Origin of the sequence: Acinetobacter sp. AOR43_HL, from assembly GCF_027854635.1 — a bacterium.
In the GTDB taxonomy this organism is placed as follows: Bacteria; Pseudomonadota; Gammaproteobacteria; order Pseudomonadales; family Moraxellaceae; genus Acinetobacter; species Acinetobacter pittii.
The window spans coordinates 126,302-152,129 of sequence record NZ_JAKTHX010000040.1; the positions used below are offsets into that span (position 1 = coordinate 126,302).

Consider the following 25,828-nt stretch of genomic DNA (forward strand, 5'->3'; position numbering starts at 1 on the left):
TTTAACCTTCCAAAACCTTTTCAATCCAAACTTTTAAGATCTGTTCAGGCTGATATTTTTTAGCATTGATCAATGAATTTTGTGAGAATTGCGCCAACATATCTGGAGAGGAAGCAAGTTGTAAAATCGCATCTGCCAATGCCTCAATATTTTGGTTCTCAACCAACAAGCCATTTTTATGATTTTGAATAACATCACTTGGTCCAAAAGGACAATCATAAGAAACAATAGGTAACCCGAAACTCTGCGCCTCTACTAAAACCATAGGTAAACCTTCATACTTAGACGACATTACAAAAAAGTCTGATTGTCTATATACCTCTTGCACATTTGATGTACTGCCTTTCAAAATAACGCGCTGTAGAGAGTTCTCCTCAATATAATCTTGTAGCATTTTTTTGTGTTCACCTTCACCATAAATATTAAGGTGCCACTCTGGTATCATTTGATATATTTTTTTCCAAGCTTTCAATAAATGAAGGTAATTTTTCTGATCGGTTAAACGACCTATCGTTACAATTTGTTTACTATTCAGCGGAGATTCTGAGACAATAGGGAAGGGTGAAAAATTGGGAATAACAATAACTTTAGAATGAAATTTATCAAATTGCTCTTTATCCTTTTGAGTTAAGGTAACAACCTGATCAACCCACTTGTAAAAGAATTTACTTAAGACTTGAACTTTTTTAGGACGACTAACAAAAGAGACATGCTCTAATGTAACCAATTTTTTGATTTTAGGTAAAAGAGTACATAATAAAGATAACTTACCCATATTATGTACAATCACAATATCATAAGAGTGAAGAGAAAGATGTATCTTTAATTTTTTATAAAATTCAAAGAAGTTACCTGAAATTGCCACTACATTTACATTATCAGAAACTGGATAAGCTGTATTACTTTTATCAGACTCTCTGTTTAAAAGAGTAACATCATAATTAGCCATGAGAGATAATTTGTTTGCCAGTTCAATAGCAACACGTTCAGTTCCAGATTTGTTCTTTAAAGAATTAATTACAAAAAGAATTTTCATAGCTTAGCCTATCGTAATTATTTTAAAAACCAATCGCTTTAAAAGATATTGCAATTGAAATCTGGATTTCATGACGCATAAGCCTATAAAAAATAACATTTTCAAAAACTTTTTATCAGCCTTTGCCATAAATGCAGATTTTAAAAAAATATTTGACTGATCAAAATCCGCTTTATATTTAGAATATTTTTCTAAATATTGTGAAACATTCAATTCACTAAAATCATCTTTTCCAGTTTTTAGCCTCATCTCATATAGATCAAGCACATAATTTGACATCAATCTCTGATTAAAACCAATTGTAGAGGTAGTATTCCCGTCACGAATACGAACTGAATATTCATAACTATTTAGATTAGTAAAGAGTAAACCTAATGAATGCATTCTTAATAAAAAATCATAGTCTTCAGCACCAGGAATTTCTCTATATCCTTTAAGTTTAGTATAGACTTCTCGCTTAGCTAACCAAATATGTAGAACTGGCGAACTATACTTTATTGTTTTATTAATAATATTATCATTGATTGGCATTTCTTGCTTACCAATTATTCTATTATTAGGGTCTATAGTATTAACATGACAACCCACTAAATAATATTGAGGATTTTTTAACAAAAATTCTAACTGTTTTTCTAGTCTTTCTGGCGTACTTATGTCATCGCCATCCATTCTTGCAATGAATTCTCCTTTTGCCTGTTCTAATGCGAAATTTAAAGTTTTTACTATTTTTAAGTTTTTATCATTTTTATAAAGTCTAATTCTTGGATCAATCATAGCTAATTCAGCAACTATATTGTATGTATTATCAGTAGAGCAGTCATCAACTACTATTATTTCAATATTTTTATATGTTTGATTACAAATTGAAAAGACTGCTTCTTTAACAAAAGCTTCAACATTGTAAACTGGAATCAAAACACTTATTAAAGGCTGCTCAAAAGTCATTTAACTATCTCTTTTTAATAACAATAACAAAAATAAAAATAAGGAGGAAACAGACAAATGAATAAATTAAACCAGAACTAATAGAATACATCAAACTCCGTGGTGCGAACATAAAAGCAGGAAGCGAAGACAATAATACGTATAAAAACAATACATTTTTTTTAGATTTTTCTATTAAATAACAAAAAACTAATCCTAATATAAAAGAAAAAAAACTTAATAACAAATAATTACGTCCACTTAAAATATACAAGTCTAAAAAAACAGACCACCCTAAACCAAACCCATTATCAAATAAAGAGTTATTTAATGTATAAGCAAAAAAAGCGCCTGAATTATAATTTTGGCTTCCTGTCACTAAACCTAACGATGAAAACAAACCAGCTACAGGAAAAAACATTGTTACATAAGTCAATGGAGGCCATTCTGCATGTAAACTATTTACTATTGATGGCAATATATAAGTTAGACTTTGTACATAAATAAATTTTGATAGAGGATTTTCTAAACCAAAGTCGCTTCGACCTCCTCTAAAGCTTTCTAAAAATTGTGCAAAAATCATTAAAGAAATACCCAGTAATGAAATTTTAAAAAAAGGTAAATCTCTTTTTGTTATTAAATTATACATCCATAAACAAATTAATACCCAAACAAATAAAAGTGCTCTTTGACCAACAAATAGATTTACTAATATATACAAAAACAGAATAAATAAAGAAAAATATAAACTTCTTTTATTATTGCATAAAACACCGGTTGCTACCATTATAGGGAGAAGTAAACTTGCTATACGTTGAGCACCAAAACTATAATCCGCCTGACCTGTATACAACCCTTCATAACCAGCTACCATAAACATTGAAATCATTTCATAAGATATTGGAAACCATAAAATAAAAAGTATAGTTGCACTTAAAAAGTTTAAAATATAAAATGTTTTTTTATAATTCAAATTGCTTAATTGTATATTAAACTCTAACCGAGTAGAAAAAATCAAGCTACCTAATATAAAAGAAGATAACGATAATTGCCAAAAAATTAAACTCTCAAAAAAATCTAAATTATTAAAATAAAAAAGCTGCCCCCAATACAATTCATAGTAATCTCGATATAAACCAAAAAAACTTAAAAAAACTCTACCTAAAGCAAACAAACAACTTGATATATAAAACAAGCCTTGAGGAGAAAATATTTTCACCCTATAAATATAAAACAAAAAGGGGATTAGGGCAAAGTTTAATATATATAAAAATTCACAAAACTTATGATAGAAGCTATCACTTAAGTCATTAAAAATTCCAAAAAAGTAAAATAAAATACAAACAATATTAAATGTTAAAAAAATTACAGTTGCTATTATTTTATTATTTTTAAAAACCATATCCATATTCTTTCACACCCATTTCTTTTTTAACTTTAATAACACTAGATAGATAAAAGGAAAATACTTTAACAAAAAAATCTTATAACTAACTCTATAATTTAGCTTAATATTTGCCTCCTCACTAATAACAAATGAATAGACTGTAGACAAACTTTGCCCTCTATCTATCATTATTGATATTTTTTGAGATAAAAATTGATTATAAATAATAGAATAAAGAGGATATTTATTTGTTGGTATAAATTTCTTTATCCCTAAGTCAATTCCATTTAGAAGAGGTGCTGGATACCCACTTCTAATTGAACTACCCTCTCTATGTCTGTAGCAAATAAGTTCTTTTTGCAATTCAAAAATTTCTAGACCATTTGCAAAGTAATAAATTTTTGGAAAATACAGCTTATCTTCCATATACACATTAATATCAAAAGCAAATTTACTTAGAATGTCTTTTTTGATAACTCTTAACCAAGGATACCAATAAGACTGTAAAAACAACTTTTCTCTATAGGATTCATCATTTATTGAAATTTTACTATGTGTAACAAAACAAATATTCTCAACATAACCTTTATCTATATCATATTGTTTAGCATTAAAATGAATTATTTCTACTTTTTTCTCATTTATAACTTTTATTAATTCATAAAAATAGTTTGGTAATAAATAATCGTCTGAATCCAAAAATCCAACATACTCACCCTTTGCTATTTTTAATGCATTATTTCTAGCAACGCTTTGTCCTTGGTTTTTTTGATCAATAAAAACAAATTGTTTTTCAAAATGAGGATATTTCTGAGCAATATAATTACGTGCTAAAGCCATAGATCTATCAGGCGTACCATCATTAACCAAAATAATCTCTACGCCACTGATCAATTGATTACATATACTCTCAATACACTCAACAATATATTCTTCTACTTTATATATAGGAACAATTATACTTAAAATTATCATTAGTTGTACTCTTTTCTATAAGTGGAAGGTAAAAAAATTCTCTTTTGAACATCGAGTATGATTCTATCTTTATAAAAATAATTAAATATAGAAAATGACATAATTTCTGTAGTTAAAATGGCAAAAACTGCACCATTTAAACCCCAAAAATGAACAAAAAAAGCTGTTAGTATGATATTAAAGACAACTAAATAAAGTGTTTTTTTCTTCAAATAGTCATATGCATTAAATTTCAACAAATACTTCTCCGCAATTGTGGAAAGCCCTGAAAATAACGTAACAAATACTGTAAATATTAGAATATTATTTACACTTGCATATTGCTTACCATATAACCATTCAATAATATAATGTCCTGTTAAAGAAAAAATAACCATTACTAACAGACAGATTAAAATGATAACCAAACTTAGCTTAGCAACCATATTTTGGCTTTTTTCAAAATCCTTCTCAACATAAACTTGTGTAAAATATGAAGAAATTATTGCAACCAAAACAAAATAGAAACTATTCCCCAATGTCATTGCTACAGTATAAATACCCAAATCATATTGGGACTTAATACCTAGAAATAACTGCGATGTTTTTGTAAAAATTGCAACTGAAAGTGAGTAGAAAGCAAGTTTACGCCCCACACCCAACATAAATTTTCGATAACGCTTAAATTTTTCTACTACAATATCACTTTCACTCACTTTTTTCTGTGCATACAAATACTTTCTAATAAAAAAAGGTACCAAGGTAATCATTATTATCGGAATACATAATAACTCTATTGCTAACTGAAATTTTGCGATACAATATCTTATAATTAGTGAAATAATCAAAGCTAAAATATTACAATATGCATTTATTTTAGATTGCAAAATTGCATTAAAATATATTAAATATACATCGTGAACAGCAAAATAAATCGCCACACTTGTCGCAAGTGAAAATACAAAAGTTAAATAATCAGTAGCATAATAAATATAAAACAATGTAAGTGATGAAAAGCCAAGATACAGAATATCTCTAATTATTTTTGTGGAATCAATTATATATTCACCTAATTTTTTGTTTTTAGATGTTTTTTGAAAAATAATATTTTCCGATCCAAACATTGCAATTGTTTGAATGATGGCAAAAATTGAACTTGCAAAGGTTAGCTTTCCAAAGTTTTCAGGACCTATATACTTTGCAACAAATGAGGTAACAAAGATTAAACCAAAAATTGAAATTAGTTTTTCAGACATCATCCAAACAGAATTGGCAAATACTTTGTTCTTTAACTTCCCAATCAATACCATTGCTATAGTCTTAAATCTGCATCTACTTTATTAAGAACATGCTTTAAATCATAAAGGACATGCTTTTTTTTACCTAAAGAATGAAAGTCTTCAGTACTCATTACCTTAAACTGATCATGTGCAACTGCAATTACGATAGCGTCATACCGACCTTGTTTTAATTCCATGATTGGAGCTAACCCATACTCTGCTTCAACCTCAGCACTATCTACCCAAGGATCATAGATATCAAGATCTAAATCGTATTCTTTTAGTGCTTTAACCATATCTACAATCTTAGTATTTCGTATATCTGGGCAGTTCTCTTTAAAACTCAAACCTAAAATTAATATACGAGCACCAACAACTTGGATACGTTTCTTTACCATTTCTTTGATCAATTGGGTTGCAACATATTCACCCATACGATCATTTAAGCGACGAGCTGCCAAAATAATTTCTGGATGTAAACCAATTGACTCTGCTTTATGCGTTAAATAATACGGATCAACACCAATACAATGACCACCAACTAAACCAGGTCTAAAGTTTAAAAAATTCCATTTTGTACCTGCTGCCTTGAGTACATCTTCTGTATCGATACCCATTTTATTAAAAATCAGAGCCAACTCATTGATTAATGCAATATTCACATCTCTTTGTGTATTTTCAATGACTTTAGCAGCCTCAGCGACTTTGATACTCGGGGCCTTATGTGTACCCGCCTCAATAATTAAATTATATACTTGATCAACATAGTCAGTGACCTCTGGAGTCGAACCTGAGGTAATTTTTAAAATATTAGTGACACGTCGTTGTTTATCACCAGGATTAATACGTTCTGGACTATAACCAACAAAGAAATCTTTATTAAAATTTAAACCGGAATGTTTTTCTAATTCGGGTATACAAACCTCTTCTGTCGCACCAGGATAAACCGTTGACTCATAAACAACGATATCGCCTTTTTTTAGAACTTTAGCAATGCTTTGGGATGCTTTTATGAGAGGGGTCAAGTCAGGTTGTTTAAAATCGTCAATGGGTGTTGGCACAGTGACAATGAAAAAGTTTATATTCTGTAAGTCTTGAATATGTGCTGTATACGACAAATGCTGTACGTGTTTTAACTCATCAGAAGTCACTTCTAATGTATGGTCATATCCGTTTTTTAACTCTAATACCCGATTTTCATTTATATCAAATCCGATTGTAGGTTTATGTTTACCAAATTCAACTGCCAAAGGTAATCCAACATACCCTAAGCCGATAATTGCTATTTTTAGTTGCTCAAGTTGAAACATATATAAAACCTAACCATTTAATTTTAAATGGAGAAACATCATGGATACGACCTACTACGTTAATATAGCAGACTTTAAACAAAATTTTCTCGAAATATACAATCACTGCTTGGCAAATAAAGTATGATTTGGGTTAATTATAGACTACAATCCAATGTTTTCATGCAAAGTATCATTGGATTACAAACAATAAAGGGTTTGAATGTGAAGCACCAAAGCACATTATTATTTTTAGCCATTTCACTTTCGTTTACAGGATGTGCAGTCACCTCAGGCTTACAAACTTACGACTTACCTGAACAAGGTACTTTTAAAACAGAACAAGGCGCAGAGGTTTCTGTTGTTCAACTCACCCAAAACAATATTCCAAAGATTAGTTCTGAGGCTTTGCGTCCACAAGGAAATATAAGCGCCTTATTTAATACTCCTTTTTATCAATACCGCTTAAGTGCTGGGGATGTTTTATCTATTCAGCTTTGGGCTTATCCTGAAATTACTCCTCCTATTCAAGGTGCCTCTACTGATATTAAAGCATTTGGATACCCTATTGATTCTGCAGGAAATGTACAGTTACCACTTGTAGGCCAAGTTCACATTGCAGGGAAAACACTGGCTGAGACCAATAAATATTTACGAAGTCAATTTGCTAAGTATTTAAAAACACCTGATGTTGTAGTTCGCGTGTTGTCATATCAAGCTAAACGCTATTTTGTTAATGGTCAGGTTATGAAAAGTGGACAATACACTTTAGATGATCAACCAATTAGTATTTATACAGCCTTAAGTATGGCTGGAGGTGTAAATCAAGAGTCTGGTGATAATACTGATATTCAACTCATTCGTAATGGCGAAGTTTATAATTTAAATGTCGTTGCACTTGAGAAACAAGGTTATTCACTACACAAATTATTAGTCCAACCCAATGATACAATTTATGTAAATACTAAACAAAATCAAAAACTCTATGTTATGGGTGAGTCTAATAAAAGTTCAGCAATTCCATTACGAGATCAGGGAATGACCCTAAGTGATGTATTGGGCGAGAGTGAAGGTGTTAATCCATACTCGGCAAGTGCAGCTCGTATTTATGTCATGCGTACAGATTTACAAACAAAAAGATCAACAATCTATCAGCTCAATTTGAGTAGTATTGGTAACCTTGCATTATCTAATCAATTCCAAATGCAAAAAAATGATATTGTTTATATTGATGCAACTGGTTTAACACGCTGGCAGCGTATTATGAACCAGATTGTACCATTCTCAAGTGCACTTTATACCTTTGATCAATTGGGTAAAAACTAGAATGCAGTTACAAAATATCTTAGTAGTCTGTGTAGGTAATATTTGCCGCAGTCCAATGGCAGAATACTTTTTAAAGGCCCAACATCCTACATTAAATATCTCATCTGCTGGTATTTCAGCCCTAGTAGGTCATACTGCAGATGACAAAGCGATTCATTGTATGGATCAGTTGAATATTGATATGAGACCACACGTGGCTCGCCAGCTCAGTGCTGAATTGATCAAACAAAATGATTTGATTTTAGTAATGAGCAATAATCAGCAAAAGCATATTGAACAAACTTGGCCATTTGCTAAGGGTAAAATTTTTAGGCTTGGCCATTGGCAAGGGCAAAATATACCTGACCCCTATCAGCATGACCAAGCTTTTTTTGATCAGACTTGCCGCAACATTCAAAGCTATGTGCAAGATTGGCGCACTCAATTATAATTGTATATTAGTTGTAAATTTATGAACCAAAACTCTAAAACTAGCGAAGATAGCATCGATTTAAAAGAGTTATTCTTTTCATTGATTGCACAGTGGAAAATCATAGCATGCTGCGTGGTCTTAAGTTTAATTTGTGCCTTGCTATACTTACGGATAACGCCAGATACTTATTCTGTAGATGCAATGGTACAAGTTGAGGACAGTAAAGGCGCTGCCTCTGCTGCTTTGCTTGGTGACCTTTCTAAAGTCAGTGGAGGTCTATCTCAAAAATCACCAGCTGATCCAGAAATAGAGATTCTTCGTTCTAGAATGGTTTTAGGACAAGTCATCCAGAACCTTAATCTTGATATTAACGTCAAAGATAACCAATCAGGATTGATCGACAAGTTAATTTCACAAGATAAGAGTAGACTTGAGTATCGTCATGAATCTGTACTGTACAGTAATCAAAATAATAATTTGATTATACGAGAACTTAAAGTACCTGAATATTATTTAGATAAACCCTTAAAGTTAGAGTTCAAAGGTGCAAATCAATTCACTTTAACATACAAAGATCAAGTTGTATTTAATGGTCAATTAAACAAAAAAAATATACTAAATACAAATAGAGGTCTTTGGCAGGTACAACTTAATGCTCAAGGTAACCTGAAAGAACAAAGCTATACTTTAACTAAACTCGCTCTACCAACAGCCGTTAAAAATTTTAATGATATCTATAGTGTTGCTGAAAAAGGTAAAGTGACTGGTGTTATTGGTTTAAATTATCTAGGTCAAGATCCTGAGCACATTACACAAGTACTAAATAATGTTCTAACTGTTTATCACCAACAAAACATTGAGCGAAAGTCTTTAGAATCTAAACAAACTTTAGCTTTTCTTGAGAAACAATTACCAGAGCTTCGAAAGCAGCTAGAAGATTCTGAGATCAAGTTTAACCAATTTCGTGAAAAGTATAAAACAGTCGATGTAAATGCTGAGTCGGAGCTATTACTTAAGCAAAATATTGATTTAGAAAAGCTTAAAATCGAGCTACAACAGAAACAAGCTGAGCTTTCTGCTAAATATACCAATGATCATCCATTAATCCGTCAAATCGATGCACAAATTACAGAGATTAATAAAAAGATTGCTGATCTTAATAATCGTTTAACTCAACTTCCTGAAACACAACGTTTATATTTACAACTATATCGTGATGTAAAAGTAAACACAGAGCTCTATACGTCGTTACTAAACAGTTATCAACAGCTTAAAATTGCTAATGCAGGTGAGATTGGTAATGTTCGCATTATTGATACTGCTGTAGAACCTGTTAAACCTATTAAACCTAAGAAATTAATTGTTCTAATACTTTCTATTTTTGTTGGTGGTTTTATCGGTGTATTAATTGCATTATTACGTAATATGATGCGTAGCGGAGTTAATGATTCAACTCAAATTGAAAATGAATTAGATTTACCAGTTTATGCGACTGTACCTCGTTCTCCTATTCAAGAAACTCGTATGAATATCTTGAAAAAGAAAAAGAGTATTCCTATTTTGGCAGTTAAAAGTAGTGATGATATTGCGATTGAAAGTTTGCGTAGTATTCGTACAGCCATTCACTTCGCTTTAACCTCAGCAAAAAATAATATTATTATGATTGCTGGCCCGTCTCCAGAAGTCGGTAAATCATTTATTTCAACTAACTTAGCGACTATTTTCGCACAAGGGAATAAACGTGTATTACTGATTGATGCCGATATGCGCCGTGGTTATATGCATAAATACTTCGATGTTGACGTGAAACCTGGTCTTTCTGAATTACTAAGTGGGCAGGCTGATTTGTCACAAGTATTACATAAAACACAAGTTACAAATCTTGATGTGATTACCCGTGGTAAGAGTCCAACCAACCCTTCAGAAATGTTGAGCTCTACCCAGTTCAAAGACTTACTAGAGAAGTTCCAGACTCAATATGACCATATCATTATTGATACTCCACCAGTGCTTGCAGTAACTGATGGTATTATTATTTCTCAGTATACTGGTGTAAACTTAATCGTTGCCCGTTATGCTAAGTCACATATGAAAGAGCTTGAATTAACCGTTAACCGTTTTGAACAAGCCGGTGTTAAGGTGAATGGCTTTATCCTTAACGATATTCAACGCTCTAGTGGGGGTGGGTATGGTTATAACTATGCTTATGCCTATAAGGCACAAAAAGAAGACTAATTAAAACTCTTCATAAAAACCGGATCAAATGATCCGGTTTTTTTATTTGCTTTTTAAGTTTTGCCACATTAAAACTAACTAAAATATATAAAAAACCACTCGTTTTTTTTCTTAAACATTCTATGCTTAAGTCGAAGCATGCTAAGATCGAAGCAGCCTTTTAGACTCAAATGATTATTTTTGGAACCTTTTATGAGTAAAGCCTTACCCATTGCTGTCGCTGTAGTTTTAGGCGGTGCTGCACTTGTACCTGTATATTATGCAACTCAACATCCGACCACAGAAGTCGGACGTAAAGCAGACAAAAATGCTTCTCCAATTCAAAAAATCAGTTACGTTCTTGGGTATGAAGTTGCTCAGCAAACTCCTCCTGAACTGGATACCAAAGCATTTGTTCAAGGGATCCATGATGCGCGTAATAAGCAGCCTAGTGCTTATACTCAAGAAGATTTAAAAGCTGCCGTTGCTGCTTATGAAAAAGAGTTACAACAAAAAATGCAGCATCAAGATAAGCCTGAGCAAGCGGGTACAGCTACTGACTCTGCAGATGCACAGTTCCTTGCAGAAAACAAAACGAAAGCTGGCGTAAAAACCACTGCATCAGGTTTGCAATATATCATTACTAAAGAAGGTACTGGTAAACAGCCAACTGCTCAGTCTGTTGTCAAAGTACATTATGAAGGTCGCTTAATTAATGGACAGGTTTTCGATAGTTCTTATAAGCGTGGTCAACCAGTAGAATTCCCGCTTAATCAGGTCATTCCGGGTTGGACTGAAGGGCTTCAGCTCATGAAAGAAGGCGGCAAAGCGACGTTCTTTATTCCATCTAATCTTGCTTATGGTCCTCAGGAACTTCCTGGTATTCCAGCAAACAGTACGCTGATTTTTGATGTAGAACTCATTTCAGTGAAATAAAAACATTCAGGAGAGTAAAACAGTACTCTCCTTTTTTTTTGGAAAACGGCATGAAAAAAATTGGTTTAATTATTGCAACATCAACGATGAGTTTATCTGTTTTTGCTGCTGCACCTATTACAAATAAAAGCCCGGCGAAAGAACAATTTAGCTATAGCTATGGCTATTTAATGGGCCGTAATAATACTGATGCTTTAACAGATCTAAATCTTGATATTTTTTATCAAGGTTTACAAGAAGGTGCTCAGAACAAAACCGCACGCTTAACTGACGAAGAAATGGCGAAAGCGATTAATGATTATAAAAAAACTTTAGAAGCTAAGCAGCTTGTTGAATTTCAAAAAGTAGGTCAACAAAATGCTCAAGCAGGTGCTGCGTTCCTTGCTGATAATGCAAAAAAATCGGGTGTAATCACGACTAAATCAGGTCTCCAATACCAAGTATTAAAAGAAGGTACAGGTAAAAAACCGAAAGCTGTATCACGTGTTAAAGTAAATTATGAAGGCCGTTTACTTGACGGAACTGTGTTTGACAGCTCAATCGCACGTAATCATCCAGTTGAGTTTCAACTCAGCCAAGTGATTGCAGGCTGGACTGAAGGTCTACAAACCATGAAAGAAGGCGGTAAAACACGTTTCTTTATTCCTGCAAATCTCGCTTACGGTGAAGTCGGTGCAGGTGACACGATTGGTCCGAATAGTACTTTAATTTTCGATATCGAATTGCTGCAAGTTTTGCCAAAATAAATGTATTAGTATAAAAAAAGCGATCATTTTAGATCGCTTTTTTTATTTTTAGTGTTTTAAATCTCTAGGTCGAAAACCCGTAAGGATTAAACCGATCAGGTAAGCAATTATCCCAACTACACATAGCCCTACGACTTCGGCAACACGTAACCACTGTGAAAGCTCTCCGTTATACCAATTGAGCCCAAACCAAAGCGCTGCAATCATAGCAAGGTTCGCTAAACCATATTGAAGTCCTAATTTCTTCCAATGTGAACCAAATCGGAAAATATTACGCTTGTGCAAATAGAAGTAGAGTAGACCGGCATTCACTAACGCTGAACCTGAAGATGCTAGTGCAAGTGCCATATGTTCTGCATGCCAATCAATAAGCTTAAAGAAGCCAATAAATACAACGTTTAAAATTGCATTAGCTGCGACCGACATTAAGCCTACGCGCACTGGTGTTTTTGTGTCTTGTTGTGCATAGAAACCAGGTGCAAATACTTTAATGAGCATGAAAGAAATTACACCTGCACTCATACATTGCAATGCTAGAGCTGTCATTTGTGTATCACGTAAATCAAACTCACCACGCTGGAATAATGCTTGAATAATCGGTGTTGAAAGCATAAATAAAGCAATACTTGCCGGCAACCCTACCAATACAATGACTTTTGCAGCCCAGTCGATCATACCGCGGAACTTTGCTTGATCCTGCTCTGCATGACGGGCAGAAAGTGAAGGCAAAATTACTGTACCAATCGCAACCCCAATTAAACCTAAAGGTAGCTCAGTCATACGTTCGGCACTATATAGCCAAGACACTGAACCATCTTGCATGAAAGATGCCCAAATCGTATTTAGCAATAGGTTAATCTGAGTCACAGATACACCAAATAATGCTGGAAGCATTAATTTTAAAATACGCTCTACACCCTCATGTTTAAAATCAACTTTAGGTGGAATCAGTAAGTTTTTACGCCACAATTCAGGAATTTGTATCGCTAACTGTAATACCCCAGCTGCAACAACTGACCAGCCTAATGCTTTGATTGGCTCAGCCATATACGGCGTAAGCCACCACGCTCCTGCAATCATCGCTACATTTAACAAAACTGGCGAAAAAGCTGGTGAGGCAAACGAGCCATAACTATTTAAGATGCTGCTGGCAAAAGCCGTGAGCGACATAAACATTAAATATGGAATAGTCAAACGGAACATGCTGACGGCTAAATCGAACTTTTCCGGATCACTGTGGAAGCCCGGTGCGTACATATAGATGATTGCAGGTGCTAAAACCATAGCCACAAAAGTGAGTAAGGTCATAACTGTTAGCAAACAGCCAAATACCCGACTAATTAAGATCTGTACTTCAGCGTGTGCTCGACCCGTTTTATATTCAGTTAAGACTGGGATAAAGGCCTGAGAAAAGGCGCCTTCGGCAAATAGTCGTCGAAAGAAGTTGGGAATACGAAAAGCAACGACGAAGGTATCAAAATCTTTACCTGCACCAAACACGTTGAGCAATACGACGTCACGCACGAGCCCTAACACTCGTGACAACATCGTCATTGCACTGACAATAAAAGTCGATCGCCACAATGCCATCGCACTCACCTACAGCTATATTCGAAAGACGCTATTGTAATGAAACTAGAAAATCTTTTCGTTGTGAAATGATGAATGAACTCAAGTTTTTTTCTGTGCTAACAGTTGTCTAAAGTGTTGCCATTTAAAATAAGGCCCCGGATCGGTTTTTCGGCCCGGTGCAATGTCTGAATGCCCTGCAATATGGTTTTTAATGTCAGGATAAGCCTGACGGATAGCGGTAACAACGTCAGTTAGCACTTCATATTGTACGTCTTCAAAAGGTAAATCATCACTTCCTTCAAGTTCTATACCAATTGAATAATCATTGCATTCTACTTTAGCTAAATAACTTGAACGCCCTGCATGCCATGCTCTCTCGTTAAAGTTAACAAACTGTAGGACTTCACCTGTACGTAAAATTAACAGATGTGTAGAAACCTGCATGCCTTCAATAGTCTGAAAATAAGGATGAACTGACCAATCTAAATTATTTTGAAAAAACTGCTCAATATAGCCACCTCCAAATTGAGACGGCGGCAAACTAATATTATGAACCACAATCATTTGAATTTCGGTGCCAGTCGGACGCTGGTTAAAATTTGGAGAAGGGATTTGTCTCGCCCCTTTTAATTGTCCATCTATAACTTCATACGGTGTGATTTGCTTCATTGAGACGCCAATAAATTGCTTGCCAATTGTTTTAGTTTAAAACAGTTATGTGCTTTTCAAAGTAGTAAATGCGATTGTTTATCGCGATTAATCTCATAAAACAGCTTATTTTTCAGGTCGACGGTGCTAATATATCGCAAGTTTTAGGGTCATCGACAAAATGGAAACCGTATGAGCATACCTCAGTCTTTGCTTGAACAATCAATTCAAATCAATATTCAACAAGCATTACAAGAAGATATTGGGGACGGTGACATTACCGCGATGCTCACACCTGAAGATGAGCAAGCCACTGCAACCATTATTAGCCGCGAAGATATGGTTTTAGCTGGACAACCGTGGGTTAATGCGCTCATCTCAGCTTATGACAATACTGTTCAAGTGACTTGGCTAAAACAAGAAGGTGAACGTGTTGCTGCAAACGAAGCATTTTTAAAACTTGCAGGTTCTGCACGTAGCTTACTTACTGTAGAGCGCCCTGCTTTAAACTTTATTCAAACTTTGTCTGCTGTTGCTACAAAAACTGCTGAATATGTTCAGCATCTTGAAGGTTTAAATACAAAACTTCTCGATACACGTAAAACTTTACCAGGCTTACGTATTGCACAAAAATATGCTGTTGCTATTGGCGGTGGACAAAACCATCGTCTTGGTTTATTTGATGCGTTCTTAATTAAAGAAAACCATATTATGGCAGCGGGTGGTATTGCTCAGGCAATTGCCAAAGCACATCAAATTGCACCGGGCAAACCTGTTGAAGTCGAAGTTGAAACTTGGGATGAACTAAACCAAGCACTTGAAGCTGGGGCGGACATTGTCATGCTCGATAACTTCAGTCAACAGCAAATGATTGATGCCGTAAAACATGTGGCGGGCCGCTGTAAACTCGAAGCATCTGGCAATATCACTATTGAAAACTTGCGTGAAGTTGCCACCACTGGCGTTGACTATATTTCTATGGGCGTCCTAACTAAAGACGTTAGAGCTGTTGATTTATCTATGCGTTTTAATGCTTAGATAAAATCTGCGTCATTATTAGTGTTTTTTTGCGACTTGGTCATGTCTGCCGCTTGTGTTTTTTGCCACGCTGACTGAGTCGCTTGTGCCCCACTATCACGTGGATCGGCAGCCATTAGAACAAATGTAACTACTGCTAATAATACAATAAAACCTTGTAGCATAAATTTTCCCCATTACTTTAAAAATTCAGGGTTTCAAGGTAAAAGATAAATATGACCAGGCTTAGGAGATTCTGTTACAAAAGGTAAGTCTTTATTTTTATTATTCATCTATACGACAGCATATTCCCACATAATATTTTATATCAACCGCATAACTCCCTTTATTTACTATCGTGACATGGATATCTCTTTTCCTACGCGACAGAGTCTTATCGCTTAGAATTTTTTGCCAACAGCCCATTCTGTTACTTTGGTTTTGCCCAAAGTAACCAAAGGCATTGTCATCTGCAAAACCTGCCCACTTTCATCCTCTATCCTATTTTGTTGCAAAAATAAGATCCTTATAGATTATAGACAGGTTGCAGATGACTTTTAGCACCAGTTAATGAGGAATAAATTTCAATACCTACATTAAGGGAAATAACTTACCAACCTAAGACTCTAGATAACCCATATAAGGATCAGAAATTGAATCTTCTTGAGTTTCAATACGTCCTGCAAAACGACGACTAAACGTAGCGTCATCAGCTAAAGTCACAGTGAAGTCATACCACCCCCCAAATTCAGACATATCCCAAACTAGTTCTTTTTCAGAACTATTGGTTTCTATCGTCCATATCTTGTTTGAAAGATAAGCATTTGCTTTGACGTTGAGCTTGACTGACTTATTACCATCATGACGCACTTTTAGATACAAATTCGCATCACATTCTTCTACACACACTCTAATTTCCGGTAATGCTTGAGTCTGGTTAGCTTGACTCAAATTACCTTTAAACGCACGGTGGAAACCATTTGGTCCAAGCACCCACAAATCGTACTGCCCATTTGTAGCATTCCATACATCATCGAGCTGTTTACCCGCCTCAACCATATAACGACGTGGAATAGCCGTAAGATCTAATCGGTTATAGACATGGAAAACGGCTGCCTGTTTACCCGTATTAGAGAACATCAGCTTAACCGTTTTTTGAGTGACATCGACTTTGGCACTGGTGTGCAAAATATATGGCAAAGCACGTGATGGCCTAATTCCCATTTCCTGCTGAGGAAATTGCTGCTGGCTTGGAACAGGAACTTGTGGCAATAAAGCTTGAGCAACACGAATCGCATCGGCTTCGGCTTTGGTTTTCTTCCCATCTAGTTCAGCAACAGGCAGAACATTCGGTGTTTTAAAATTAAATGCCGTTGTTAAATCACCACATACAGCACGGCGGTAAGGGCTAATGTTAGGTTCTTGCACACCAAAGCGTTTTTCCAAGAACTGTAAAATAGAAGTATGGTCAAAGACTTGAGAATTTACCCATCCTCCACGGCTCCACGGCGAAATCACATACATTGGAACTCGTACACCTGGTCCATACACTCGACCATCTGGCTGAGGTTGAGATTTTGAAGTCGCTACTGCTGGATGGTTAAAGTACTCATAAGACACTTGCTGATCGTTTAAAGTGGTTTTTCCATATACAACACCGTTTACATCTTTAGACGGTGCACTTGGTGAAGGGACATGGTCAAAGAAACCGTCATTTTCATCGAAGTTCACCAATAAAACGGTTTGGCTCCACAGCTCAGGGTTCTCAGTTAATGCATTTAATACTTCCTGAATATACCAAGCACCTTGTACAGGACTAGATGGCCCCGGATGTTCACTGTAAGTTGCAGGAGCGACCAACCAACTCACCTGCGGTAATTTACCTTGGGCAATATCAGCTTTAAAAGTTCCTAAAAAACCACCGTCCGGCATGGTATTGGCAATACCTTTATAAAGTGGTTGGGTCGCATCAATCTTTTCATCGTATGCTGGACACGTTAGTGTGTCGTTACTGACAGGTTGACCAGATTGCTCATTTGCACGGCGATACTGTTTGAAACCAGCTAACGGGTTATCGGTAAAGTTATCTGGCATATTTTGATAGACTTTCCATGTTACGCCAGCCTGCTGTAAGCGCTCAGGATACGTCGTCCATTCATAACCTTCTGTTGATGCCCCAATCCCATCAAATTCATTTACAACACTCGCAACACCTGCACCTGTAGGACCATTAGTTCCAGTCCAAATAAACTTACGGTTTGGGTTGGTCCCAGCATGCATAGCACAGTGGTAAGCATCACAAATGGTAAAAGCATTCGCTAAAGCAAACTGATATTCGACTTCTTGTTTTTTATAGTAGCCCATCGACTGTGGTTTTTTATAAGCGACCCAATCACTCATACGGCCATTGTCCCAAGCTGCTTGGCCATCAGACCATGAGTGTGGTGTACCTGAAACACGCTGAGCATTTCCTAAACGACTGTCGAGATGGTAAGGCAATACTTTCTTTTTATTCGCATCATATTGTTCCCAAACCTTTCGGCTTTCCGTCATTGGAATCGTAAAACGATCACCAAAACCACGTACACCTTTTAATGTTCCGAAATAATTATCGAAAGAACGGTTTTCCTGAGTCAAAATCACGATGTGTTTAACATCTTGAATAGTTCCACTTTCAACTTTGGCATCAATAGCTAAAGCTTTTTGAATACTCAGCGGGAAACTCGCTAAAGCAGCTGTCCCAAACATGGTTTTTGTAGAGTTTAAAAGAAATTCACGACGATTCATTAGTTCTATCCTAGTTCTTATTATGGTGCACAGTGCATTTTGCAATTACTGGTGGGCGGTGTTGTTGGCGATGAATTATCTGAGTCGTTATCATCGTTACAAGCACTGAGCATGAGTGCTAAAGAGGTAATTAATAAAAGTGAAAGTTTTCGCATTGGTTTTTTCCAAACGGTTTAAATGCGAACTACTAATAAAGCGTAAAAGTGACAGGCAAGTGATGTTTTTATGTCGATTTGATGAAGGCATAAAAAAACGCATCCGAAGATGCGTTTTTCAGAAAGCGTAAAATTACCAGCCTAAAGCTTCTTGTTGCTTTTTAATGAGCTCAGCAATCCCTTTTTCAGCCATTTCTAACATGGCATTGCTTTGAGCGCGGGTAAACGGTTTGTCTTCGGCAGTACCTTGAATTTCAATAAACTCGCCCGCTTGTGTCATTACTACATTTAAGTCAGTTTGACAGTTCGAGTCTTCTTCATAGCAAAGATCAAGCAACACTTCGTCTTGATACATACCGACAGAAATTGCAGCAACCAGCCCTTTAAGCGGATCATGCTTAATTTTCTTTTGAGACAATAGAACATTCATCGCATCAACTAATGCTACAGCAGCACCAGTGATTGAAGCAGTACGCGTACCACCATCAGCCTGAATCACGTCACAGTCGATGGTAATCGTGTTTTCACCAAGCTTTTTCAAATCAACCATCGCACGTAAGCTACGGCCAATCAAACGTTGGATTTCTTGAGTACGACCAGTTTGTTTACCACGAGCCGCTTCACGGTCACAACGTGAATGTGTTGAACGCGGTAACATGCCATATTCTGCCGTTACCCAGCCTTGGCCTTGGCCTTTTAAAAAGCGTGGCACTGAGTTATCAATGCTTGCAGTACAGAGGACTTTGGTGTGACCAAATTCGACCAGCACAGAACCTTCAGCATAACGGGTGTAGTTTCGTGTAATTTTCACTTCACGTAATTGGTCTAATGCACGTTGGTCAATACGCATAATCCTTCCTAACTTCTCTTAAATACAAACTTGGGCATAGTATAGCAAAGGATTTTGACAGGTTGAGTTTATTCCCTACTTTCAAATGTAAGTCTGCAAGTTTCATAACTCAAAAATAAAAATAGCCCCTAAAAAAGAGCTATTTTTAATTAACTGAGATTACGCAAATTTGAATTTTGCTTTTAACTTTTCTAATGTCTGCATTACTTTTCCAGTGGTATGGTTTGGCAGTGAACATTTCGCTAAACGTACCCATACACTCCAGAACTGGCGCATAAAGTTCGCCTCGTTATAGTGAATGCCATATTCTGCGCAAAGTGCCTTAATTTTCGGTGCTACTTCTTTATAGCGGTTAGCTGGCATATCTGGAAATAAATGATGCTCAATCTGATGGCTTAAGTTACCACTCATAAAATGTAGCCATTCTGTACCACTAAAATTACTTGAACCACGAATCTGGCGTAAGTACCACTCGGCCTTAGTTTCGGTATCAGTATTATCAGGCTCAAACGTTTCTGCATTTTCAGTAAAGTGACCATTAAAAATCACCGCAGATGACCACAAGTTACGAATAATATTCGCAACTACATTTCCTACAAAAACTGGTAAAAACATAGGGCCAGAGATCACAGGGAAAAACACATAGTCTTTTAAAACTTGGCGTGTGGCTTTTTTACGGACTTTAGCCGAATCTGTCCAAACCTGTTTCCAGCTCTTGGTTTTATAAACTAATGCATCTTCAAGATGTAAGTTTTGCACGCCTACATACCACTCAAAGAAAAACATTAACTGTAGACCTAGAGGAATATTAAACAGGTGGCGGGGTTCCCACTTCTGTTGATCACTTACTCGCAAAATACCATAACCGACATCATGGTCTTTACCGACAATATTGGTATAGGTGTGGTGCACATAGTTATGTGTTTCACGCCAGTCATCACCCGATGCAATGGTATCCCAATCGTAAGTATTACCGTTCAGGCTTGGTTCATTTAACCAGTCAAACTGACCGTGCATGACGTTATGACCAAGTTCCATATTTTCTACAATTTTAGAAATACCTAATAAGCCTGTGCCTAGTAGCCAGACTGGCGGAATCCAACCACCAAACATCAACATGCCACGTGAAGCGATTTCGGTGTAGCGAACAAAATTACGCACTTTGTAGATATATTTCGCGTCTTGTTCACCAAGGCTTTGCATCACGTCTTGGCGAATCTGCTCAACACGGCGACCAAACTCTTCAGTCTGTTCAGGTGTTAAATGAGCAGATTTAGAAACAATAGAAAATTCTAATGCCATATTCATAGGGTTAATCCTCTTTAATTCTTTTTATAGATCAATTGTGACTGGGCTTAATGCCTGGCTCACGCATAGTTTAATTGGGCGGTTCGGTTGATCTTCAATTTCACCAGTTAATAGGTTTTGAGTAACTCCGCTTACCTTGGTACAGCTGCATTTATTGCAGACACCCATACGGCAACCATGTTGTGGGCGTAAACCAGCTTGCTCTGCACTGCTCAGTAAATTTGTTTCAGCTAAAAACTCGTGTTGAGCACGGCGGAAAATAACAGGCTGTGCTGCATGTGTACCAGTCACTTGAAGTGGCTGAAAATACTCTTGATGAAGCTGCGACTGAGCACCTTTTTGTGCATAAATTTCATTGGCTTTCTGCATCATGCCATGATGACCACAAACATAAGTTGCTGTCTGCTCAAAATCTGGAACCAGCTTTTGCAGTAAGCTTTCAGTTAAATGCTGTTTTTGCTCGGTGGTATTAAAAAAGTGATATTGAAGCTGTGGGTGCTGTTCTGCCAAAGCCTTTAATTCAGCATGAAAAATTTCCGCACGATTAAAATAAATGACATGAATTTGTTCAAGCTGCTGTTTCAAAGCTTGCTGCAAGAGTGAATAAATTGCAGTAATGCCACTTCCTGACGCAATCAAAATCGCAGGATGCTGACCTTGGTGCAAAATAAAATCACCTTGTGGCTGTGAAATCTCCACACACTCGCCCACATGTAATAGTTGAGCTGTACGAGACACCAAACCTTGTACTTTAATGCCTAAAGCAATTTCACCTTGCGTTGTCACTTCAATAATCGAGTAACTACGTTGTTGGTAAACGCCATCGATAAGTAAAGTCAGCAGGATACTTTGACCCGCAAAAACTCGATCGAAATTAAAATTACGATTTGGTTTAAGTCTAATGAGCACCATATCGGTATGAAGTGGCTGAACTGCAGTAACTTCTGCAAGTACCCTTTTCCACGCCCAAGTCACGTTAATTTTCTGCAAGACAAAATCAACGAAATCTTCTCGAACCCAATGTGGCTGATAGCTAAGTGTTGCGTTCATACGTTCCTCTTTTGTTTCTGGCTATTTATTTGAGTGAACACATGTTCGTATAGTGAACATATGTACACTATATTTATAATTGTTCACTCAGTCAACACTTGTTCACTATTTTTTTTATGAAAGTTTGCTCTTTTTTGTTAGACTTTGGCTCACGGTTTAAATAGGTTCTTTTAATGTCGATACGGGATGAACGAAAACAGCAAAGTCGTCAGGCACTTCTCGATGCAGCCTTGCATCTAAGCACGTCTGGGCGTTCGTTCAGTAGTATCAGTTTGCGTGAAGTTGCACGTGAAGTAGGTTTAGTACCGACAGCGTTCTACCGCCATTTTCAGGACATGGATGAGCTGGGCAAGGAATTGGTCGATCAAGTTGCCCTACATTTAAAAAGTGTTTTACATCAACTTGGACAAAGTTACTTACAACATAAATCTGCTAAAACCCAAACCAGTATTGAGCTATTTGTGCAGGCAGTAAATCATAGCCCTAAGCAATGGCAATTTATGATTGCTGAACGTTGGGGAGGTTCAGAAACGGTTCGTGCAGCAATTGCCCGAGAAATCGAATTTTTGATTGAAGATCTCACAACTGATCTTACTAAACTCGAAAATTTTAAACATATTCAAAATCCTCAAGACTTAAATGTCTTATCTACCATTTTGACTAATATGTCATTTACATGGGCAATGACGTGGCTCAACCTATCGAAACAATATCAAGGTGAACAGCTCAAGCTGCAACAAACTGCCTTTATTGAAAATGCTTCTACACAAGTTCGCTTACTGTTTAGAGGGATTGCAAACTGGGAACGATAGAAGCGGCAAATGACAAAAAACAGGTTATGTGGTAATACGTAAAGAGAGAAAGAAAAAGGCTAAAAATTTCGAGAAAAGTCTTTTTCTTTTTACAGGAAGTAAACTATTAGTTAGGCCAAACTGGTGTGGGAATACCTATGAATCTTGATCGTCATACACAGTTTTTGATGCGTAAAGAAAAAATTCTGAGCGTGGCAGAAAAGTTGTTATTAGAAAACAATCAGGAAATTACTCTAGATGAGTTAGTGGCCGAGCTAGATATTGCTAAAGGCACACTTTATAAGCATTTTAGAAGTAAAAATGAGCTTCTACTTGAGCTCATTATTCAAAATGAAAAGCAAATTTTAGAAATTTCTAAAAAATATAATACAGATTTCAAAGAATATGCTCCTCATTACATGCTTCATCATTTACTTGCACCAGGGAAAACGATTCTATTGCATCAACTTGAAGAAAATCTGACGATGACAGAGTCTAAGTTGAAGCATCTTTTCGAAGAGCTTTATGAAATTCGCCAACAGCGTATTTTGGCAATTAAAGATATTACAGAAAATTATTTAAAATCATTGAATTATGATATGTCAATTCGTGACTATTTGTCTTATATCTGGTCACTGACTTATGGTGCATCACTGCTTTTAAATTCTACTTATTACCAGCGTTCGATTGGTTCTCGCCAAAAATTAATTAATTTATATATTAATCAGGCATTATCACTGCCGACTCAAACAGCTAATTTTGATGTTTTAAATTTTCAGATTGAAGATGAAAATCAGCAAAATTAATTGAATTATTTCGTGATAATTAACTAAATATAAAAATGGGCTTCACATGAAGCCCATTTTTTTGAAGTAAAGCCTAAACAACTTATTTTGCTTTACGTTCTTTCTCAATTAAATAATTAAGAACTTGAGTGACTTTACCATCTTCACCCTGCACGACATATTTACCATTCACGACAACTGCAGGTACGCCTGTTAATTGGTATTGTTGAGCAAGTTTATTTGACTCGGCAACTTTCGCAGTTACTGCAAACGAGTTGTAAGTACTATTAAATTTCTGCTCAGGTACGCCATAACGAGTAAAAAATTTCGCAGCAGAAGCCTGATCAAAAATTTGTTGACCGTTCACCTGAATCGCATGGAACAGTGGTAAATGCGTGCGCTTACGTACACCTAATGCCTCAGATGTATAATATGTACGCGCCCCTTGTTCCCACATTTTATTCATTGCAGCTGGTGTACGCACAAAACGTACATCTTTAGGAATCTGCTTTAACCACGTTTGCATATGCGGTTCAAGTTTGAAACAGTGTGGACATCCATACCAAAAGAACTCTCGAACTTCGATTTTCCCCGGAACTTCCACTTTGCCTGGATTGGCAATCACGGTGTAGTCTTTACCAGCAACAAAATCTGCTGCCATTGCACCACCCGATACGGCCATAATTGCTGCACTCAAACCACCCAAAACCAATTTTTTCATTGCTACAGCTTTTCCTCTAAGTTGTTATGCATTAGCTTATGCCCTAAATATAAAACAAATATGCTAAATTCGTTTTGCTTCTGTGAAGTTTTTTATTGGGTTTATCGCTTTTTTCCCAATAATCGCTACACTAACGGCGAACTACATCCAAAAAGATAACTCAAGTTTAGAGGTAGCACCATGTCGCAATTGAATGTTGATTTACAAGAAATCGCAAAGTTTGAAGCACTTGCTGCCAAATGGTGGGATCAACATTCTGAATTTCGCCCACTTCACCAGATCAATCCACTACGTCTTAACTGGATTGATGAACGTGCAGGCGGTCTTGCTGGTAAAAAAGTACTTGATGTCGGCTGTGGTGGCGGTATTTTGGCCGAAAGCATGGCACGTCGTGGCGCAGATGTATTAGGTATCGATATGGGTGAAGCACCTCTAGCTGTCGGCCGTTTACATGCTCAGCAAGAAAATGTTCAAAATATTGAATATCGTCAAATTCCTGTAGAGGAATTAGCACAAGAACAGGCTGGTCAATATGACGTGGTGACTTGTATGGAAATGATGGAACACGTTCCAGATCCAGCATCTATTGTAAAAGCTTGTCAGGCTCTGGTTAAACCGGGCGGCCATGTGTTCTTCTCGACCATTAACCGTAACCCAAAATCTTATTTATTTGCCATTATTGGTGCAGAGTACGTCCTACGCATGTTGCCAAAAGGTACGCATGATTATCATAAATTTATTCGACCATCTGAAATGGCACATGATATTCGTAATGCAGGTCTTACGTTAAAAGAAATGACTGGACTACATTACAACCCACTGACCAAGCATTACTGGTTAGCGCCAAATGTTGACGTTAACTATATGGTTCATACGATTAATACAGGTGCATGATGAAAGCTGTTTTATTTGATTTAGACGGTACGCTTATCGATACAGCTGCGGATTTCATTCGTATTATTCAGCAAATGTGCCGTGATGCAAGACGCCCTGTTGTAGAAGCCGATCTTATTCGCACTCAGGTTTCTGAAGGTGCACGTGCGATGGTGAAATTGGTCTATCCAGAGTTGGATGTAGCCAATCCAATTTTCTTGGCACATCGTCAAAACTTTTTAGATCTGTACGGCAATAATATTGTGGTTGATACAGATCTGTTTGAAGGCATGTATCCACTCTTAGAAGAGTTAGAAGCTGCACAAATCCCATGGGGTATTGTGACCAACAAACCACGCGGATTAAGTGAATCTCTTTTAGAAAAGTTAAATCTAACAGAACGCTGTGCGGTTCTGGTATGCCCTGAAGATGTCAGTAAAACCAAACCAGATCCTGAACCAATGTATTTGGCTGCTAAACAGTTAAATATCCCAGCAGATCAAATTATTTATGTGGGCGACCACCCACGTGATATTGATGCTGGTCGCAATGCCGATATGTATACCATCTTGGCAGCTTATGGCTATTTACCTATCGAACACCGTGATGATTTAGCATCATGGCAGGCCGATTCGATTGTAAATACAGTGACAGAATTACACGATATGTTACGTCAAAAGCTTCCTGCTCTACAGGAAAATCAGCGTATGATAAGTTAACATCAGAGTTTTATAGACTTTTTTAACGGCTATTCGTTTTATCAATAT

25 protein-coding genes are annotated in these 25,828 nt (G+C 36.3%); 10 read left to right on the forward strand and 15 right to left on the reverse strand.

Going from position 1 to position 25,828, the window contains the following annotated elements:
* Position 1: 1 nt before the first annotated feature.
* Genes MKL33_RS20385 through tviB form a run of 6 tightly spaced genes read right to left on the reverse strand, consistent with a single transcriptional unit; the run spans position 2 to position 6,891 of the window.
* Complete coding sequence (locus MKL33_RS20385; protein WP_270907628.1) at positions 2–1,036, reverse strand: glycosyltransferase family 4 protein; 1,035 nt, start codon at positions 1,034–1,036, stop codon at positions 2–4.
* A gap of 3 nt (positions 1,037–1,039) precedes the next feature.
* Positions 1,040–1,981, reverse strand: a complete 942-nt coding sequence (locus MKL33_RS20390) for a glycosyltransferase family 2 protein (protein ID WP_000142497.1) — start codon at positions 1,979–1,981, stop codon at positions 1,040–1,042.
* Between the two features lie 4 nt (positions 1,982–1,985).
* A complete protein-coding gene (wzy, locus tag MKL33_RS20395; protein ID WP_000367709.1) occupies positions 1,986–3,368 on the reverse strand; it encodes an O-antigen polysaccharide polymerase Wzy in 1,383 nt (460 codons plus the stop codon).
* Positions 3,369–3,374: 6 nt separating this feature from the next.
* Positions 3,375–4,322, reverse strand: a complete 948-nt coding sequence (locus tag MKL33_RS20400; protein WP_140953688.1) for a glycosyltransferase family 2 protein — start codon at positions 4,320–4,322, stop codon at positions 3,375–3,377.
* Positions 4,322–5,611, reverse strand: coding sequence for an oligosaccharide flippase family protein (locus MKL33_RS20405; RefSeq protein ID WP_000242923.1), 1,290 nt, complete (start codon positions 5,609–5,611; stop codon positions 4,322–4,324). The genes MKL33_RS20400 and MKL33_RS20405 overlap by 1 nt, the downstream gene beginning before the upstream one ends.
* Positions 5,612–5,613: 2 nt before the next feature.
* The gene (tviB, locus tag MKL33_RS20410) at positions 5,614–6,891 is read right to left on the reverse strand and encodes a Vi polysaccharide biosynthesis UDP-N-acetylglucosamine C-6 dehydrogenase TviB (RefSeq protein WP_270907629.1); all 1,278 of its coding nucleotides are present in this window, start codon (positions 6,889–6,891) and stop codon (positions 5,614–5,616) included.
* A gap of 162 nt (positions 6,892–7,053) precedes the next feature.
* Here tviB and MKL33_RS20415 point away from each other — a divergent pair, with 162 nt between their 5' ends.
* The 5 genes from MKL33_RS20415 to MKL33_RS20435 all read left to right on the forward strand — a co-directional run bounded on the left by MKL33_RS20415 (position 7,054) and on the right by MKL33_RS20435 (position 12,504).
* On the forward strand, positions 7,054–8,196 hold the full coding sequence (locus MKL33_RS20415; RefSeq protein ID WP_001190673.1) for a polysaccharide biosynthesis/export family protein: 1,143 nt from the start codon (positions 7,054–7,056) through the stop codon (positions 8,194–8,196).
* 1 nt (position 8,197) lies between these two features.
* On the forward strand, positions 8,198–8,626 hold the full coding sequence (locus tag MKL33_RS20420; protein WP_002050525.1) for a low molecular weight protein-tyrosine-phosphatase: 429 nt from the start codon (positions 8,198–8,200) through the stop codon (positions 8,624–8,626).
* 21 nt (positions 8,627–8,647) lie between these two features.
* Positions 8,648–10,843, forward strand: a complete 2,196-nt coding sequence (locus MKL33_RS20425; RefSeq protein WP_270907630.1) for a polysaccharide biosynthesis tyrosine autokinase — start codon at positions 8,648–8,650, stop codon at positions 10,841–10,843.
* A gap of 192 nt (positions 10,844–11,035) precedes the next feature.
* A complete protein-coding gene (locus MKL33_RS20430; protein WP_000030404.1) occupies positions 11,036–11,758 on the forward strand; it encodes an FKBP-type peptidyl-prolyl cis-trans isomerase in 723 nt (240 codons plus the stop codon).
* A 50-nt stretch (positions 11,759–11,808) separates the two neighbouring features.
* On the forward strand, positions 11,809–12,504 hold the full coding sequence (locus tag MKL33_RS20435) for an FKBP-type peptidyl-prolyl cis-trans isomerase (protein WP_002120725.1): 696 nt from the start codon (positions 11,809–11,811) through the stop codon (positions 12,502–12,504).
* A gap of 48 nt (positions 12,505–12,552) precedes the next feature.
* Here MKL33_RS20435 and murJ read toward each other — a convergent pair whose 3' ends face one another.
* Both murJ and ampD read right to left on the reverse strand, forming a co-directional pair.
* Positions 12,553–14,103: a murein biosynthesis integral membrane protein MurJ gene (gene murJ, locus MKL33_RS20440; protein ID WP_171061948.1), complete on the reverse strand. Its 1,551-nt coding sequence runs from the start codon at positions 14,101–14,103 to the stop codon at positions 12,553–12,555.
* Positions 14,104–14,175: 72 nt separating this feature from the next.
* Complete coding sequence (gene ampD / locus MKL33_RS20445; protein ID WP_270907631.1) at positions 14,176–14,745, reverse strand: 1,6-anhydro-N-acetylmuramyl-L-alanine amidase AmpD; 570 nt, start codon at positions 14,743–14,745, stop codon at positions 14,176–14,178.
* 171 nt (positions 14,746–14,916) lie between these two features.
* Between ampD and nadC the strand changes: the two genes are divergently transcribed.
* Positions 14,917–15,762 carry a carboxylating nicotinate-nucleotide diphosphorylase gene (gene nadC / locus MKL33_RS20450; RefSeq protein ID WP_005804819.1) on the forward strand — a complete coding sequence of 282 codons (846 nt, stop codon included), beginning with the start codon at positions 14,917–14,919 and terminating at the stop codon, positions 15,760–15,762.
* Here nadC and MKL33_RS20455 read toward each other — a convergent pair.
* The 6 genes from MKL33_RS20455 to MKL33_RS20480 all read right to left on the reverse strand — a co-directional run bounded on the left by MKL33_RS20455 (position 15,759) and on the right by MKL33_RS20480 (position 21,891).
* A complete protein-coding gene (locus tag MKL33_RS20455; protein ID WP_000938939.1) occupies positions 15,759–15,926 on the reverse strand; it encodes an ABZJ_00068 family colistin stress protein in 168 nt (55 codons plus the stop codon). The genes nadC and MKL33_RS20455 overlap by 4 nt on opposite strands.
* A gap of 433 nt (positions 15,927–16,359) precedes the next feature.
* Entirely contained in the window at positions 16,360–18,528 is a 2,169-nt protein-coding gene (locus tag MKL33_RS20460; RefSeq protein ID WP_270907632.1) for a phosphocholine-specific phospholipase C, read from the reverse strand.
* A 20-nt stretch (positions 18,529–18,548) separates the two neighbouring features.
* Entirely contained in the window at positions 18,549–18,683 is a 135-nt protein-coding gene (locus tag MKL33_RS20465; RefSeq protein ID WP_255787789.1) for a hypothetical protein, read from the reverse strand.
* 133 nt (positions 18,684–18,816) lie between these two features.
* Positions 18,817–19,533, reverse strand: coding sequence for a ribonuclease PH (gene rph, locus MKL33_RS20470; RefSeq protein ID WP_002120794.1), 717 nt, complete (start codon positions 19,531–19,533; stop codon positions 18,817–18,819).
* A 159-nt stretch (positions 19,534–19,692) separates the two neighbouring features.
* The gene (locus MKL33_RS20475; protein ID WP_270907639.1) at positions 19,693–20,835 is read right to left on the reverse strand and encodes a fatty acid desaturase family protein; all 1,143 of its coding nucleotides are present in this window, start codon (positions 20,833–20,835) and stop codon (positions 19,693–19,695) included.
* Between the two features lie 30 nt (positions 20,836–20,865).
* The gene (locus MKL33_RS20480; RefSeq protein WP_262467957.1) at positions 20,866–21,891 is read right to left on the reverse strand and encodes a ferredoxin reductase; all 1,026 of its coding nucleotides are present in this window, start codon (positions 21,889–21,891) and stop codon (positions 20,866–20,868) included.
* 173 nt (positions 21,892–22,064) lie between these two features.
* Here MKL33_RS20480 and MKL33_RS20485 point away from each other — a divergent pair, with 173 nt between their 5' ends.
* Together MKL33_RS20485 and MKL33_RS20490 are read left to right on the forward strand one after the other, a co-directional pair.
* Positions 22,065–22,703, forward strand: coding sequence for a TetR family transcriptional regulator (locus tag MKL33_RS20485; protein WP_002120796.1), 639 nt, complete (start codon positions 22,065–22,067; stop codon positions 22,701–22,703).
* 137 nt (positions 22,704–22,840) lie between these two features.
* Positions 22,841–23,488, forward strand: a complete 648-nt coding sequence (locus MKL33_RS20490; RefSeq protein ID WP_002120773.1) for a TetR/AcrR family transcriptional regulator — start codon at positions 22,841–22,843, stop codon at positions 23,486–23,488.
* An 82-nt stretch (positions 23,489–23,570) separates the two neighbouring features.
* On the opposite strand, the gene MKL33_RS20495 is transcribed toward MKL33_RS20490, so the two are convergent.
* Positions 23,571–24,188 carry a thiol:disulfide interchange protein DsbA/DsbL gene (locus MKL33_RS20495; protein ID WP_005804825.1) on the reverse strand — a complete coding sequence of 206 codons (618 nt, stop codon included), beginning with the start codon at positions 24,186–24,188 and terminating at the stop codon, positions 23,571–23,573.
* A gap of 180 nt (positions 24,189–24,368) precedes the next feature.
* On the opposite strand from MKL33_RS20495, the gene ubiG reads away from it, so the two are divergent.
* Together ubiG and MKL33_RS20505 are read left to right on the forward strand one after the other, a co-directional pair.
* The gene (ubiG, locus tag MKL33_RS20500) at positions 24,369–25,082 is read left to right on the forward strand and encodes a bifunctional 2-polyprenyl-6-hydroxyphenol methylase/3-demethylubiquinol 3-O-methyltransferase UbiG (RefSeq protein WP_005804826.1); all 714 of its coding nucleotides are present in this window, start codon (positions 24,369–24,371) and stop codon (positions 25,080–25,082) included.
* The gene (locus MKL33_RS20505) at positions 25,079–25,780 is read left to right on the forward strand and encodes an HAD family hydrolase (protein WP_005804827.1); all 702 of its coding nucleotides are present in this window, start codon (positions 25,079–25,081) and stop codon (positions 25,778–25,780) included. Before ubiG ends, MKL33_RS20505 begins: the two co-directional genes overlap by 4 nt.
* Positions 25,781–25,828 lie beyond the last annotated feature (48 nt).